The 13,327-nt window shown below is 72.1% G+C and carries 12 protein-coding genes; 8 read left to right on the top strand and 4 right to left on the bottom strand.

All coding sequences use genetic code 11. The features are described from left to right. Positions 1–10: 10 nt before the first annotated feature. Complete coding sequence (locus P0L94_00375; protein WES64539.1) at positions 11–991, bottom strand: NAD(P)-dependent alcohol dehydrogenase; 981 nt, start codon at positions 989–991, stop codon at positions 11–13. Between the two features lie 86 nt (positions 992–1,077). Here P0L94_00375 and P0L94_00370 point away from each other — a divergent pair, with 86 nt between their 5' ends. From P0L94_00370 to P0L94_00360, 3 genes are all read left to right on the top strand, one after another. Beyond that, positions 1,078–1,701, top strand: coding sequence for a TetR/AcrR family transcriptional regulator C-terminal domain-containing protein (locus tag P0L94_00370; protein WES64538.1), 624 nt, complete (start codon positions 1,078–1,080; stop codon positions 1,699–1,701). 108 nt (positions 1,702–1,809) lie between these two features. Beyond that, positions 1,810–2,382 carry a DNA starvation/stationary phase protection protein gene (locus P0L94_00365; protein WES64537.1) on the top strand — a complete coding sequence of 191 codons (573 nt, stop codon included), beginning with the start codon at positions 1,810–1,812 and terminating at the stop codon, positions 2,380–2,382. A 91-nt stretch (positions 2,383–2,473) separates the two neighbouring features. Next, positions 2,474–2,833, top strand: a complete 360-nt coding sequence (locus P0L94_00360) for a hypothetical protein (protein ID WES64536.1) — start codon at positions 2,474–2,476, stop codon at positions 2,831–2,833. A 3-nt stretch (positions 2,834–2,836) separates the two neighbouring features. On the opposite strand, the gene fdhD is transcribed toward P0L94_00360, so the two are convergent. From fdhD to moaA, 3 genes are read right to left on the bottom strand one after another with little or no spacing between them, the layout of a single operon-like run. Further along, a complete protein-coding gene (fdhD, locus tag P0L94_00355; protein WES64535.1) occupies positions 2,837–3,718 on the bottom strand; it encodes a formate dehydrogenase accessory sulfurtransferase FdhD in 882 nt (293 codons plus the stop codon). A 42-nt stretch (positions 3,719–3,760) separates the two neighbouring features. Then, positions 3,761–5,221: an MFS transporter gene (locus P0L94_00350; GenBank protein WES64534.1), complete on the bottom strand. Its 1,461-nt coding sequence runs from the start codon at positions 5,219–5,221 to the stop codon at positions 3,761–3,763. Between the two features lie 47 nt (positions 5,222–5,268). Next, the gene (gene moaA / locus P0L94_00345; protein WES64533.1) at positions 5,269–6,330 is read right to left on the bottom strand and encodes a GTP 3',8-cyclase MoaA; all 1,062 of its coding nucleotides are present in this window, start codon (positions 6,328–6,330) and stop codon (positions 5,269–5,271) included. A 285-nt stretch (positions 6,331–6,615) separates the two neighbouring features. On the opposite strand from moaA, the gene P0L94_00340 reads away from it, so the two are divergent. The 5 genes from P0L94_00340 to P0L94_00320 all read left to right on the top strand — a co-directional run bounded on the left by P0L94_00340 (position 6,616) and on the right by P0L94_00320 (position 13,242). Next, entirely contained in the window at positions 6,616–8,061 is a 1,446-nt protein-coding gene (locus P0L94_00340; GenBank protein WES64532.1) for a cytochrome ubiquinol oxidase subunit I, read from the top strand. A gap of 9 nt (positions 8,062–8,070) precedes the next feature. Next, a complete protein-coding gene (cydB, locus tag P0L94_00335; protein ID WES64531.1) occupies positions 8,071–9,102 on the top strand; it encodes a cytochrome d ubiquinol oxidase subunit II in 1,032 nt (343 codons plus the stop codon). Between the two features lie 114 nt (positions 9,103–9,216). After that, positions 9,217–10,935, top strand: a complete 1,719-nt coding sequence (cydD, locus tag P0L94_00330; GenBank protein WES64530.1) for a thiol reductant ABC exporter subunit CydD — start codon at positions 9,217–9,219, stop codon at positions 10,933–10,935. Beyond that, positions 10,932–12,653 (top strand): thiol reductant ABC exporter subunit CydC, encoded by a 1,722-nt coding sequence (gene cydC, locus P0L94_00325; protein WES64529.1) that lies wholly within the window; start codon positions 10,932–10,934, stop codon positions 12,651–12,653. The genes cydD and cydC overlap by 4 nt, the downstream gene beginning before the upstream one ends. A 31-nt stretch (positions 12,654–12,684) precedes the next feature. Next, positions 12,685–13,242, top strand: a complete 558-nt coding sequence (locus P0L94_00320; GenBank protein ID WES64528.1) for a GNAT family N-acetyltransferase — start codon at positions 12,685–12,687, stop codon at positions 13,240–13,242. Positions 13,243–13,327 lie beyond the last annotated feature (85 nt).

The raw sequence follows: 13,327 nt of genomic DNA, 5'->3' as shown, positions 1-13,327 counted from the left end.
TCCCCGGACGTCACTCCCCCGCTCGCGGCCGGACCACGAGCTTTCCGGCCACATGCCCGGCCTCGAGCATCCGCAGCGCCTCGATCGCGCCGTCGAGCCCGAACGTCTGCTGCACCGCCGGCACCAGCGAACCGTCGGCCAGCCATCCGCCGAGCAGGGCGAGGTCGCCGCCGCGCACCGTCGCCAGCATCCCGCGGTGGTCCACGCCGCGCAGGCGGGCGCCGATGCCGCGCCGCAGGGTCCCACCGAGCGGGCCGAGAAGGCGCCCGCCGCCCAGGGCGCCGACCAGCACCACGCGCCCTTCCGGCGCGAGCAGCCCCTTCAGCCGCGATATCGATGCCGTCCCGACGGTGTCGAGTACGACGTCGTACGGCCCCACCGGCGCGGCCGAGGTCGTGTAGTCGTAGACCTCGTCGGCGCCGAGACCCCGCACCAGGTCGGCGTTGCGGCCCGAGCAGACGGCATCGACGCTCCCGGCTCCGAGGACCCGGGCGAGCTGGACGGCGAGATGGCCGACGCCCCCCGACGCGCCCCACACCAGCACGCGCTCCCCTGCCTCGAGCCGCGCCGTGTCGCGCAGCGCCTGGAGCGCCGTGACGCCGGCCATCGCCGCGGCGGCCGCGTCGTCGGAGGAGACGCCGTCGGGCACCGCGGCCAAGGCCGCCGGACGCGCCACCGCGGCTTCGGCGAGGGCGCCGCGGCCGATGGTCCCGAACACGCGGTCGCCGACCCGGAAGCGGTCGACGTCCTCCCCCACGGCCTCGACCACACCGGCGACGTCCGCCCCCACGCCCCGCGGTCCGCGCACCCGCAGGCCCTGCTGCAGACGCATGATCCAGGGTTCGCCGCGGTACAGGTGCCAGTCGAAGGGGTTCAGGGCGGCGGCCTCGACGCGGATGCGGATGCGATCGGCGCCCGGCTCGGGAACGGGCACCTCCCCGAGCGTGAGCCCCTCGGCATCCGTGTACCGATCGTGTGTGACGGCCCTCATGGCGGCTCCTCGCCTGTCGCGAAAACTTACAGTGTATGTCCGAGCACGACGCTATACTTACGGCGTAAGCATGTCAAGGAGGCGCCATGGCCAGAGCGGGCCTGACCCGGGAGGGCGTCCTGGCCGCCGCACTCGCGCTCGCCGACCGCGACGGACTGCCCGCGCTGTCGATGCGCCGGCTCGCGGCCGAGCTGGGCGTCGAGGCGATGTCGCTCTACAACCACGTGCGCAGCAAGGCCGACCTCGAACGGGGCCTCATCGACGCGGTGTGGCGCGCGGTCGATCTCGCGCGCGACGAGCCCGACTGGCGCGCGGCGCTGCACCGGCTCGCCGGCTCCGCGCACGCCGCGCTGCTCGCGCACCCGTGGTTCTTCGCCCTTCCCCTCACCGAGGGCGGCGAATCCCGCCTCGCGGTCATCGACGCGACGCTGGCACAGCTCGCCGCGGGAGGCGTGCCCGAGGACCTCGCATTCCACGCGCTCCACATCATCGACGGCCACGTGTACGGCTACACCTGGCAGGCGCTGCAGTTCGCCCCGCTCGACACCCCGACCCGTGTCGATGAGCTTCTCGACACCATCCGCACGTACCCGCACCTGAGCATCCACGCGCACCAGCATCTCGAGGATCGCCCGCCCGGCGACGGGTTCGCGATCGGGCTCGACCTCATCCTCGACGGGCTCGAGCGCGCGGCATCCGCCTCGGCGTAGCATCCAGCGCGCACAGAGGCAATCCCCCTGCCGCGGTCAGGCTGCGCGCGTATCGTCGAGCGCGCTCACGACCCGAGCACACCGTCGACCGACCGGGAGGAGCCCCACATGGCCACCGCAACCGTGAAGAAGACCACGCCGACGCCCGGCGCGCGAAACCGCCGACGTGCCGCCCGAGGCGGCATGGGCGCAGCACTCACGGGCGAGCAGAACGCAGAGACCGGGTTCTCGGCCTCCGCCGCCCTCGGCGAGAGCATGCAGAAGGTGCTCGTCGACCTCATCGAGCTGTCGCTGCAGGGCAAGCAGGCCCACTGGAACGTCGTGGGCCGCAACTTCCGCGACACCCATCTGCAGCTGGACGAGATCATCGACGCCGCACGCGCCTTCTCGGACGACGTCGCCGAGCGGATGCGCGCACTGCACGCGCTGCCCGACGGCCGCAGCGACACGGTCGCCGAGACCACGACCCTGCCGGAGTTCCCGCAGGGCGAGCTCGACACCAGCGAGGTCGTCGACCTGATCACCGAGCGACTGGACACCGTGGCGCACACGTGCCGCGACGTCCACGATGCCGTCGACGACGAAGACCCCACGAGCGCCGACATCCTCCACGGAATCCTGGAGCGCGTCGAGCAGCTGTCGTGGATGGTGAGCGCGGAGAACCGCACGCCGAAGCGATGATCCCAGGCGCTCACACGGCGCCGCCCGCGCTCCCCAGCCGCGGGCGGCGCCGCGTCATGCCGCCCGCGGCCGACTGGATAGAGTTGTCGGCATGCCCAACCAGCGCGAAGAGATGTCCGGCGGAATCATCGGCGGCGGGGGAAGCCCGACGCTGTGGGGGTTCCTGGTCGGCCTGATCGTCGCGGCGTTCATCGCCGTGCCCCTGTCCGCCTCGGTCGCCTTCGCGACGCACCCGCGCACGCAGCAGCTCTTCGCCGGACGCCTGGAAGAGGCCACGACCGGTGGCTACATGGCGTTCTGGTGGGTCGTGTCGATCTTCCTCGTGTCGCTGCCGTTCCTCGCCGGCTGGGGCGTCGCGACGCTGTCGCGCCGCACGCTGTCGATCATCGCGGCCGTCATCGCCCTCTTCATCATCGCGATCGTGGTGCTCGGGCAGCTGTTCGTCTTCTGACCCTCAGGTCGCGGCCGGGCGATCGCCCGCCGTCTCGGGCACGGCCACGCGCCCGACGCCGGTGTAGACGTTCATCGAGTTCCCGCGCAGGAACCCCACGAGCGTCAGATCGGATGCCGCCGCGAGCTCGACCGCGAGCGACGACGGCGCCGAGACCGCTGCGAGGATCGGGATGCCGGCCATGACGGCCTTCTGCACGAGCTCGAAGCTGGCGCGTCCCGACACCTGCAGCACCGTTGCGCTCAGCGGCAGGCGATCCTCGAGCACCGCCCAGCCGACGACCTTGTCGACGGCGTTGTGACGGCCGACGTCCTCGCGGACCACGAGCAGCTCGCCCGTCGCCGCGTCGAACAGGGCAGCTGCGTGCAGCCCCCCGGTCTTCTCGAACACCGCCTGCTCCTCGCGGAGCCGGTCGGGGAAGGTGACCAGCGTCTCGGCGCCGACGCGGGCGGCATCCGTCTTCAGCGCGAACCTCGACACCGTCTCGACGGCGTCGATCGAGGCCTTGCCGCACACCCCGCACGACGACGTCGTGTAGAAGTTGCGCGAGAGCGACGACGCCGACAGCTCGACGCCCGGGGCGAGCGTGACGTCGAGGACGTTGTAGGTGTTCTCGGAGTTCCCGGCGAGCGGGCCGCCGGTGCCGGGCCCGCCGCAGTGGATGGCCGAGCGGAACTCGCCGGCGTGGCCGATGACCCCCTCGGACACGAGGAATCCGGCGGCGAGCTCGACGTCGTGCCCGGGCGTGCGCATCGTCACCGCGAGCGGCTCCCCGCCGACGCGGATCTCGAGCGGCTCCTCGACGGCGAGCGTGTCGGGGCGGCGGGTCTGGGAACCTCCCACCGTGATCTTCACCACGGGGCGGCGTGCGGTGATGCGGCCCATGGTCAGAGCGTAGTCGCGTTCGGGGGCACCGGCTCTGCCCGGTCAGCCGCGCCGGCGCCGGTCGTTGAGGTCCATCACGGCGATGATGAAGGCGATCGCGACGAACAGGCCGATCGCCATCAGCCCGTAGGTGTAGGCGTCATGGAACGCCACGTAGGCCGCCACGTCGCCGGACTCGCGGAAGATCGTGGCGTAGAACAGCGACAGCGCCACGGCCGTGCCGACGGCGGTGCCCACGCGCTGGCCCAGCTGCCCGACCGAACCGGCGATGCCGCCCTGCCGGACGGGGACGTCGTGGAGCGTGAGCGTCTGATTCGGCGCGATGACGAGTCCGCCGCCGAATCCGCCGATCACCATGACGCCCGCCATCACCCACGCGATGACGGACTCGGGCAGCAGGGTCGCGCTGAGGGCGAGCAGCCCCACCGCCAGCAGCATGCCCGCCAGCCCCCAGATCACGACAGGCCGGCCGTAGCGGGTGACGATGTTGCCGCCGATCCACGACGACACCGCGCTCGCCAGCGCGAAGCCGATCGTCACCATGCCCGCGAAGACCGGCGCGAGCCCCACGCCGCCCTGCAGGAAGAGGGTCGTGAGGAGGAACAGCGCGGGGGCCGCGGCGAAGTAGACGGCCTGAAGCACCGTGCCGTTGCGGTAGGACGTGATGCGGAACAGCCCGAACGGCACGAGCGGCGCCTTGCCGAGTCGCTCGTAGTGCCGCTCCCAGGCCAGGAAGCCCGCGGCGAACAGCACGAAGACGGCCAGCAGCCACCAGCGGCGCGGGTCGTCGTCGGGCGACCCGGTCGTGAACAGGAACGGCCACATCAGCGCCAGCACCGTGATGCCGAACAGCACGACGCCGAACGGATCGAGCTGCAGCGGCTTGCGCGACCCGCTCCGCGTGCTCGGCAGCACCCAGATCGCCGCCGCGATCGCCACGATCCCGAGCGGCACGTTCATCCAGAACACCCAGCGCCAGCCGTCCTGCTCTCCGCCGAGGGCGATGAGCAGGCCGCCGAGCGTCGGCCCGAACGCCGTCGCGACCCCGACGGTGGCGCCGAACAGCCCGAACGCCCGGCCGCGCTCCTCGCCGTGGAACAGCTGCTGGATGAGCCCCAGGACCTGGGGCATCTGGATGCCGGCGGCCACGCCCTGCAGCAGCCGGCCGATCATGAGGACCTCGGTCGTCGGCGCGATCGCGCACACGAGACTCAGCACCGTGAACATCGACAGCCCGATGATGAACAGAGCCCGCCGCGAGCGCTGATCCCCCAGGCGACCCATCGGCACCAGGACGAGGCCGAACGTCAGCACGTACCCCGAGACGATGAGCTGCAGGGCCGTGGATCCGGCCCCGAGCGCGACTTCGATCGAGGGCAGCGCGACGTTGACCTTCGACAGGTCCAGGATCGTCAGCGAGGCGACGCCGACCGCGACCCAGAACGCCCGCCAGCGCTGAGGATGCGTCAGGTCGACCGTTCCGGTGGGCGGCGCAGGAGTCATCGTGACTACTCTGCCGTGGATTCCGCCGCCGGGGCCCGATCCTTCCGTCAGCCGCCAATCGCGTTCATGCCGCGCGCGGGCTGCAGGAACGACGGATCGTTGATGGCATGGCCCGGCAGCTTGCCGCGGACACACGCGCGAAGCATCCGATCGATCCCCTCCGGCGCCTCGCCCGAGTCCCGCAGCACCGGCAGCAGGTCGTACTCGGTCGTGGAGAACAGGCAGTTGCGCAGCTGGCCGTCGGCGGTCAGCCGCAGCCGGTCGCAGTCGCCGCAGAACGGGGCGGTCACCGACGCGATGACCCCGACGGTGTCGGGACCGCCGTCGAGCGTCCAGCGCTCCGCCGGCGCTCCCCCGCGCCCCGGGATCGGGTCCAGACGCCACCGCGCCGACAGCGCGTCGAGGATCTCGTCCCGGGTGACCATGCTCGCGCGGTCCCACGTGTGCCCGGCGTCGAGCGGCATCTGCTCGATGAAGCGCAGCTGGGCGCTGTGGCGGGTGGCGAACTCGACCAGCTCCACGAGCTCGTCGTCGTTGACCCCGCGCATCGCCACGGCGTTGAGCTTGAGGGGTCGCAGGCCCGACGCGGCCGCCGCCGCGATGCCGGCGAGCACGTCGTCGAGCCGGTCGCGACGCGTCAGATCGCGGAACCGGTCCCGGCGCAGCGTGTCGATCGAGATGTTCAGGCGCGACAGTCCCGCGTCGATCAGGTCGGGCAGGAACTCGGGCAGGCGGATGCCGTTGGTCGTCATCGCGACCTCGACGCGCGAACCGTCGGGACCCGTGATCGTCGCCAGGCGCCGGACGATGTCGGCGATGTCGGTGCGCAGCAGCGGCTCGCCGCCGGTCAGCCGGAACGTCGTGATGCCCGCGGCAGCCGCACCTCGTGCGACCTCGAGGATCTCGTCGACGGTCAGGATGCTGCTGCGCGCGAGCCACTCGTTGCCCTGCTCGGGCATGCAGTAGGTGCAGCGCAGCGAGCAGCGGTCGGTGAGCGAGATGCGCAGGTCGCGGTGCACCCGTCCGTGCGTGTCGACGAGGGGCCCGTCACCGCCGACCGCCTCGGGCGCAGGCGGGCGCAGGCCGATCATCACCGGGATCGCGGTCACGAGGCCGCTCCCCGGCGTGTGCTGCTCGAGCGCGCCATGCTCCGAGGCTACCCGCCGAGGACCCCCGGGGCGTCGGCGCGAGGATACGGTGCGGGAACGGCCGCGGGACCGCCGGCAGCGCCGCCCCGTGGGACCTAGGTCCCGGGTCTTGGGTGGTGGGGGCCCCGGGCACCTGCGATTCTGAGAACCACCTGGGAGCACGACCCCTGCGCCCATTGTGGTCTGACCACTGTTTAGAATGGCCCGGACCTCGCCGTCCTCTCACCCGCGATCGGAGTCTTCACCGTGGAGTTCCTCGACCCGCTGCTGCTGGCACGCTGGCAGTTCGGCCTGACGACGCTTTACCACTTCATCTTCGTGCCGCTGACGCTGGGCATGTCGCTCTTCGTGGCGATCTTCCAGAGCGCCTGGTACCGCACGGCGGACGTGAAGTACCTGCTCCTGACGCGGTTCTTCGGCAAGATCTTCCTGATCAACTTCGCCATGGGAATCGTCACCGGCATCGTGCAGGAGTTCCAGTTCGGCATGAACTGGTCCTCGTACAGCCGCTTCGTCGGCGACGTCTTCGGCGCGCCGCTGGCCTTCGAGGGCCTCATGGCCTTCTTCTTCGAGGCGACCTTCATCGGCCTGTGGATCTTCGGGTGGGACAAGCTCCCCAAGGGCCTGCACCTGGCCACCATCTGGATCACGGTCGTGGGCACGTGGCTGTCGGCGTACTTCATCCTCGCCGCCAACGCCTTCATGCAGAACCCGGTCGGCTACCAGATGGCGCAGGACGGCGGCCGTGCCGAGATGGCGGACTTCGTCGCGGTGCTCACCAACCCCGTGGCGCTGACGCAGTTCCCGCATACGATCATCTCGGCCATCATGTTCTCGGGCGGCGTCATGGTCGCCGCCGCCGCGTGGCACCTCGCCCGCAAGCAGAACGTCGAGGTCATGCGCCCCGCCCTCAAGCTCGGCCTGTGGTCGGTCGTCATCGCCTTCGTCGGCGTCGCCGTCTCGGGCGACCAGCTGGGCCTGGTCATGGTCGAGACGCAGCCCATGAAGATGGCAGCCGCCGAGGCGCTGTTCAACAGCGCGTGCGGCGCGGACGCCTCGTTCTCGCTGTTCTCGATCGGGACGCCCGACGGCACGAGCGAGATCTGGTCGCTGCGCGTGCCGTACCTGCTGGCGTTCCTGTCGACGCACACGCTCAACGGCTGCGTCGAGGGCATCAACGACCTGAACCTCGCCTACACCACCGAGATCTTCCCGCAGTTCGCCGACCAGGTCGACGGGAACTTCGCCCCGATCCTGTGGGTCACCTACTGGTCGTTCCGCTGGATGATGGGCTTCGGCGGCATCGCCGCGCTCATCGCCGTCGTGGGCCTGTGGGTCACGCGCAAGAACGCCAAGCGCGAGCCCGCGCCGTGGATGTGGAAGGTCGCGATCTGGCAGGCGCCGCTCGCGCTCCTCGGCATCCTCGTCGGCTGGATCTTCACCGAGATGGGACGACAGCCCTGGATCGTCTTCGGGCTGATGCTCACCGAGGACGGCGTCTCGCCGAACGTGCCCGGGTGGAACGTCCTGGTCTCGCTCGTCGCCTTCACGCTGATCTATCTGATCCTGGCGGTCGTCGAGTTCGGCCTGATCTTCAAGGCCGTGAAGAAGGGACCCGATCCTCTGCCGGGACCGGATGACCCCCATCCATCCGACATGTCCGTCGAAGACACCCCCAGCACGGTCTACTAGGAGCGCGCCATGGATCTCGCATACCTCTGGTTCTTCATCGTCGGCGTCCTCTTCGTCGGCTACTTCGTCCTCGACGGCTTCGACTTCGGCGTCGGCATGTCGCTGCCCTTCCTCGGCAAGAACGAGGTCTCGCGCCGGCAGATCATCAACACCATCGGCCCCGTGTGGGACCTCAACGAGACGTGGGTCATCGTCGCCGGCGCGTGCCTGTTCGCGGCGTTCCCCGAGTGGTACGCCACGCTCTTCAGCGGGTTCTACCTCGCGCTGCTACTGATCCTGCTCGCACTCATCGCCCGCGGCGTTTCGTTCGAGTACCGCCACCAGCGCAACGACCCGAAGTGGAAGGCGCGCTTCGACTGGATGATCGTGATCGGCTCGGCCCTCCCGGCGCTGCTGTGGGGCGTCGCGGTCGGCAACATCGTGCAGGGCGTGCCGATCGACGCCGACTTCAACTTCACCGGGACGCTGCTGACACTGCTGAACCCGTACGGCCTGTGGGTCGGCGTGACGACGCTGATGCTGTTCTGGCTGCACGGCGTGTACTTCATCGCCCTCAAGACGGACGGTCAGGTTCAGCAGGACGCGAACGGACTGGCCAAGCGCCTCGCGATCCCCACCGTCGTCTTCGCCGCGGGAACCGTCGTGTGGACGTGGGTCATCGCGGGCGGCCGCGACGCGCCGCTGCTGTGGCTGAGCGTCGCGACCGGCGCGATCGCCGCCGTCGCCCTGCTGCTGTCGGTGTGGGCGAACTGGATCAAGCGCGAGGGCTGGGCGTTCGGCTTCGGCGCCCTCACGATCGCGACCGCGGTCCTGTCCCTGTGGACGGCGCTGTTCCCGTACGTGATGCCGTCGACGACCGACGACGCCTTCAGCCTCACGATCGAGAACGCCTCGAGCACCGACCTGACGCTGACGATCATGAGCTGGGCCGCGCTGATCTTCCTGCCGCTGGTGCTGCTGTACCAGGGCTGGACGTACTGGGTCTTCCGCAAGCGCGTCACGCGCGCCCACATCGAGAAGGCCGAGGCGTCGGTGCACTGACCCGCCCCTCGCCGAACCGCCCCTTTCGCGCCGAGCCACCCCTGTGGTGGCGGTCGTGACGGGGGCGGTTCGACGCGAAGGGGGCGGCTCGACGTCGCCTAGGCTCGAACTGCTGTGACTGAACGATCGGATGCCGACGACGCGGCCCCGCGCGAGCGCATGAGGCCCGTGGACCCCCGGCTGCTGCGCTACGCGCGCGCCTCGCGGGTGTTCTTCGCCGCCATCGCGCTGATCGCCGCCGCCCAGGCCGCCGTGATCGTGGCCTTCGCCTGGCTGGCGACGCGCGCCGTCACCGGCGTCATCGACGGGATGCCCTTCGCCGACGTGGCCGCGACGCTGGGGATGCTCGGCGGCGTCGTCGCCGTGCGCGCGCTGCTGCTGTGGGCGCGCGAGACCGTCGCCTCGCGCGCCGCCGCCCGCGTGCAGACCGAGCTGCGCGGCAGGCTCGTCGACGCCGTCGGCGAGCTCGGACCCGAATGGCTCGGCGCGCGCTCGACCGCGGGCCTGGCCGTCACCGCGGGCCGGGGTCTGGACGCGCTCGAGGCCTACTTCGGCCGCTACCTCCCGCAGCTGGTGCAGACCGTCGTCGTCACGCCGCTCATCCTGCTCGTGATGTGGTGGGAGGACTGGATCTCGGGGCTGACGGTGCTGCTCACCCTCCCCCTCATCCCGATCTTCATGGTGCTGATCGGCCTGGTCACGCGGGCGATCCAGCAGAAGCAGTGGAAGACCCTCCAGCACCTCGCCGCGCGCTTCTCGGACACCGTCCAGGGCCTGTCGACGCTGAAGGTGTACGGACGGCAGCACCGCGCCGCGGCCTCGATCGCCGCCGTCACCGAGCGCTACCGCGCCGAGACGATGAAGGTGCTGCGCGTGTCGTTCCTGTCGGGCCTCGCGCTGGAGTTCTTCGCGAGCATCTCGGTCGCGATCGTCGCCGTGTCGATCGGCTTCCGCCTGGTCGACGGCTCGCTGACCCTGGCCGTCGGCCTGTTCGTGCTGCTGCTGGCGCCCGAGGCCTACCTGCCGCTGCGCCAGGTGGGCGTGCAGTTCCACGCCGCAGCCGAGGGCGTCGCGGCGACCGACGACGTCTTCGAGGTGCTCGACGCCGCTCGCGCATCCTCGGGCGCGACGGCAGCGGCGGGCGCTGCGCGAACGGCCGCGCCGGACGCCGAGCGGGCACGACGCGACGGCGGCCGCGCCCCCGGTCTCGTCCTCGCGGACGTCCGTGTCCGCCGCGGCGGGCGCGCGCTCGATCCCGTCGGCCTCACCGCCGCTCCCGGGACCGTCACCCTCGTCGAGGGACCGAGCGGCGCCGGCAAGACGAGCCTCATCGCGGCGCTCCGCGGCGCGGCGCCCTTCGACGGCGACGCGCACTGGAACGGGCAGGACGTCCGCGCGCTCGCGCCGTCGGAATGGCTGGCGTGGGCGGGCCAGCAGCCGGGCCTGGTGAGCGGAACGGTCGCCGCCAACGTCGCACTCGGCGACGACGCCCCCGATCCCGGGCTCGTGGAGCGGGCGCTCGAGCTGGCGTGCGCCGACGGCATCCGCCCCGACCTCGCGCTGGGCGTCCAGGGTACGGGCCTGTCGGGCGGCCAGGGACAGCGCGTCGCCGTCGCGCGGGCGGTCTACCGGCATCTGCGCGGCCGGGCCGGGCTCATCGCGCTGGACGAGCCGAGCGCCGCGCTCGACGCGCACACCGAGGCCCGCCTGTGGCGGTCGGTGCGCGAGCTCGCCGACGGCGGGGCGGCCGTGCTGCTGGTCTCGCACCGCGAGAGCGCGCGGGACTTCGCGGATGTCGTCGTCCGGATGGGCGTGGGCGAGGTGTTCGCATGAGCCTCACGCGCACCTCCCCCGCCGGCACCACGGGCCGGCACACGGATTCGCCCGACACCGCCGCCGGCGTCCTCCGCCAGGCCCTGCCGCCGGCGCGCCGATTCTGGCCGGCGCTGGCAGCCGGGTTCGCCTCCGAGGCATCGGCCGTCGCGCTGCTGGCCGTGAGCGCATGGCTCATCGTCCGCGCGAGCGAGATGCCGCCCGTGCTGTACCTGCAGGTCGCGGTCGTGGGGGTGCGGTTCTTCGCGATCTCGCGCGCCGTCTTCCGCTACGGCGAGCGCCTCGCCGGCCACGACGCGGCCCTGCGGCAGCTCGCCGTGGCCCGGTCGTCCATCGTGCGGCGACTCGTGCCGCTCGCGCCCGACGGACTGGCGCGCACGAGCCGCGGCTCGGTGCTCGGAACGCTCGTGGACGACGTCGACGAACTGCAGGATCTGCCGCTGCGCGTGGTGCAGCCGCTGGTGTCATCGGCACTCGTCGCGGTCGGCTCGGTCGTGCTCGTCGCGTTCGTGTCGTGGCCGGCCGCCCTCGCCCTCCTCGCATGCCTGATCATCGCGGCCCTCGCCGCGATCGGCTGGGGCTGGGCCGCCGGCGCACGCTGGGAGCGGGCGATCGCACCCATGCGCGGCCGGCTCGCCGACGCGCTGCTGGACCACTTCTCGAGCCTCGACGTGCTGCAGGCCTACGGCGCCGACGCCGCGAGCGCTCAGCGCATCCGCGATGCCGACGCCGCGCTGCGGCGGGCTGTCGTGCGCCGCGCGGCGGCCCAGGCGGGAACCGCGGCCGTGGTCTCGGTGATGGCGGGGCTCGCGACCATCGCCGCCGTGCTGACGGCGGGACCCGGCGTCGCCGACGGCACGCTCAGCGGACCGGCGTTCGCGGTGGCGGTCCTCGTGCCGATGGCGGTCTTCGACGTCTTCGCCTCGGTGCCGATGGCCGCCGCGTCGTGGCGTCAAGTGCGGGCCGCGGCGACGCGCGTGGCGGCATCGGTCCCCTCCGAGATCCCGGCCGAACTCGTCGTCGACGACGTTCCCGCCACCGGCGAGGCCCCGCCCGTCGGCGACGGGCTCGTGCTGCGGGGTGCGACGGTGCGCTGGCCGGGTGCGGACGAGCCGGCGCTCCACGACCTGGATCTCGACGTGCGCCCGGGCGAGCGGCTGCTGGTGGTGGGCTCCAGCGGTGCGGGCAAGTCGACTCTGGCCCACGCGCTCGTGCGGTTCCTCGACGTCGAGGGCCGGTACGAGATCGGCGGGACGGATGCCGCTTCGCTCGCCGCCGACGACGTGCGCCTGACGGTGGGACTGTGCGAGCAGCGCCCGCAGCTGTTCGACGAGGACATCCGCCAGAACCTGCTGTTCGCGAACGAACGCGCGACCGACGACGACCTCATGGCTGTGCTCGAGCGCGTGGGCCTCGGCGACTGGGTCCGCCGGCGCGGCGGCCTCGACGCGCGCGTCGGCGAGCGGGGCGCGCTGGTGTCGGGAGGGCAGTCGCAGCGCATCGCGCTCGCGCGGGCCCTGCTGCGCGGGTTCCCGGTGCTGGTGCTCGACGAGCCGACGGCCGGCGTGGATCCGGCCGCCTCGGACGCGCTGCTGCGCGACCTGCTCGGCGCCGCCGACCACGAGCGCGCCGTCGTGCTGATCTCGCACGTCACGGTCCCCGGCGACCTCATCGACCGCGTCGTGCGGATCGACCACGGCCGCATCATCGAGGACTGACCGCTCCCGCTTCCCCGCTATCGTCGGGCGCATGCCCGTGACGATCCGACGCGCCGGACGAGCGGATGCCGCGGCGATCTCGCGCATCCGCGTCGACACGTGGCGGACGGCGTACGCCGGGCTCGTGCCGGCCCCCGTGCTCGAGCGGCTCGACGCCGAGCGCGAAGCGCTGCGCCGCGCCGACACGTGGGACGAGCTGCACCGCGACGAGCGGGCCACCGATCTGCTCGCCGAGGACGACGGCGCGCCGGTCGGCTGGGCGGCATACGGCCCCTCGGTGGATCCCGAACGCGAGGGCAGCGGCCAGGTCTACGCGTTGTACGCGCTCGCCGAGCGCTGGTCGACCGGCGTCGGGCACAGACTCATGACGGCGTGCGAGGAGGGTCTGCGGGCCCAGGGCTTCACCGCGGCACACCTGTGGGTGCTCGACGGGAACGCACGCGCGGCCGACTTCTACCGGCGGCACGGCTGGGTCGAGGACGGCGGCATCCTCGTCGACGAACGCACCGTCGACGGCGTCGTGGCGTACTCGCTGTGGGAGCGCCGCCACGTGCGCGACCTCACCCGCCCAGCCGCCCCACCGTCCTGACACACGTGTTCCGCGGCGGGCCCACCGCACACGGCGGACCCGCCGGCCCCAGCGCCCGCGCCGGCCGCCGCGCACCGCAGCGGCC

It is taken from the genome of Microbacter sp. GSS18 (assembly GCA_029319145.1).
Classification (GTDB): Bacteria; Actinomycetota; Actinomycetes; order Actinomycetales; family Microbacteriaceae; genus Microbacterium.
This window is presented reverse-complemented; position numbering and strand designations above follow the sequence as displayed.

Bases quoted from the DNA above. Each gene is read 5' to 3' on its own strand.
- cydC (WES64529.1), top strand. From the start codon at position 10,932: ATGAGCCTCACGCGCACCTCCCCCGCCGGCACCACGGGCCGGCACACG.
- P0L94_00360 (WES64536.1), top strand. From the start codon at position 2,474: ATGCCCAACCAGCGCGAAGAGATGTCCGGCGGAATCATCGGCGGCGGG.
- cydB (WES64531.1), top strand. From the start codon at position 8,071: ATGGATCTCGCATACCTCTGGTTCTTCATCGTCGGCGTCCTCTTCGTC.
- fdhD (WES64535.1), bottom strand. From the start codon at position 3,718: ATGGGCCGCATCACCGCACGCCGCCCCGTGGTGAAGATCACGGTGGGA.
- P0L94_00350 (WES64534.1), bottom strand. From the start codon at position 5,221: ATGACTCCTGCGCCGCCCACCGGAACGGTCGACCTGACGCATCCTCAG.
- P0L94_00320 (WES64528.1), top strand. From the start codon at position 12,685: ATGCCCGTGACGATCCGACGCGCCGGACGAGCGGATGCCGCGGCGATC.
- P0L94_00375 (WES64539.1), bottom strand. From the start codon at position 991: ATGAGGGCCGTCACACACGATCGGTACACGGATGCCGAGGGGCTCACG.
- P0L94_00370 (WES64538.1), top strand. From the start codon at position 1,078: ATGGCCAGAGCGGGCCTGACCCGGGAGGGCGTCCTGGCCGCCGCACTC.
- P0L94_00365 (WES64537.1), top strand. From the start codon at position 1,810: ATGGCCACCGCAACCGTGAAGAAGACCACGCCGACGCCCGGCGCGCGA.